General features: G+C 36.6%; 1 protein-coding gene. It reads right to left on the bottom strand.

The genetic code is table 11. The features are described 5' to 3' along the window. Window positions 1-36: 36 nt before the first annotated feature. Window positions 37-1,391 (bottom strand): IS3 family transposase gene (locus LXM54_RS27615; RefSeq protein ID WP_233319545.1). Its coding sequence is split into 2 segments (ribosomal slippage): window positions 37-938 and window positions 938-1,391, totalling 1,356 coding nucleotides; the frame shifts between segments, so codons are not numbered across the junction. Between the last annotated feature and the right edge of the window lie 53 nt (window positions 1,392-1,444).

Below are 1,444 nucleotides of genomic sequence, written 5' to 3'. Positions count from 1 at the left end.
TGAAGTGACCCCTAAAAGTTAGACACGGTTATTTCGTCAGGCAGCTTGTATAAAATGAGTTCGGTATTGTATCGGACTCATTTTTAATTTTGCCTTCATGCGTTTTGTGTTGTAATACGTTATGTAATTTTCAAGTTCCAATTTAAAATGTTCCATACTTTCAAATTCCTTTAAGTAGAGGAATTCCGATTTAAGAATTCCAAAGAAATTCTCCATAACTGAGTTGTCGTAACAGTTTCCTTTACGAGACATACTTTGCACAATGCCTCTTGATGCAAGTGCGTGACGATATTGTTTCATTTGATAATGCCAACCTTGATCGGAATGCATCAGTAATTGGTGTTCCTCTGGTAACTTTTCTAATGCTTTCTCCAACATTTCTGAAACAAGGGAATACGTGGGTCTATGACCAATTGTGTATGTAATTATTTCCCCATTAAATAAGTCTAAAACAGGTGATAAATAGAGCTTTTCACCAAATAATTTAAGCTCTGAAATATCGGTTACCCACTTCGTATTAGGGACTTCAACTGTAAACTTACGGTCTAAAATATTAGGTGCGATTTTACCGACTGTCCCTTTATATGATTTATACTTTTTCATTCTGACTATGCACTTTAAACCAAGGGTTTTCATGATGCGTTGAACTTTTTTATGATTCACTTTTCGCCCACGATTTGCGAGTTCATCACGAATTCGTCGGTACCCATAACGACCCTCATGTTCGTTGTAAATCGCTTGAATCTCGGTTTTTAACTCGGCATCTAGATCGGGTCGATCTAATTTCTTCACTAAGTCATAGTACGTACTACGTGGAATCTGTGCAAATTTGGCAAGTGCCTTCACCGAGTATTTATGCCTTAATTCATAGATGACCTTTACTTTGTCTTTTTTGGTGATGTTTCCTTGGCTTGAACTAAGGCATTCAACTTTTTTAAATACTCGTTTTCCATTTCAAGTTGCTTAATACGTGCTTGAAGTGCTTCTGTTGACCCTTCTACTGGTGTTTGTTTTGGTTGTTTATTCGTTTCTTTTTTCATGGATGGACGCCCCTTTTTCTTTGATTGAAGGGCATCGAATCCTTTTGTTTCAAGTTGTTTGTTCCAACTTCGAAGTGTAGATGGAGTAGCTATATTAAATATAGCCGCAGTTTCGATAAAGGACGTACCATGTTCAATCATGTAATTTAGTACGTCTAGTTTAAACTGTGCTGAATAATTTGTATACCGTTTAATAAAAGCTTCTACACCGTTATACTCATATTGTTTCGCCCATTTAAGAATTGCTTTATGGTCTGTTCCAATAGTTTTAGCAATTTCATGTGAGCTTTCTTTGCCTTCTAAGTACCGTAGTGCTGCTTGTAATTTTTCCTCTGATGTATATTTTGCCATAAAAAACTGCGCCTCCCATTGTTAGATGTGTCTAACAATTGGGGCGCAGTTCA

It is taken from the genome of Bacillus sp. Au-Bac7 (assembly GCF_021341655.1).
Taxonomy (GTDB): domain Bacteria; phylum Bacillota; class Bacilli; order Bacillales; family Cytobacillaceae; genus Niallia.
This window is presented reverse-complemented; position numbering and strand designations above follow the sequence as displayed.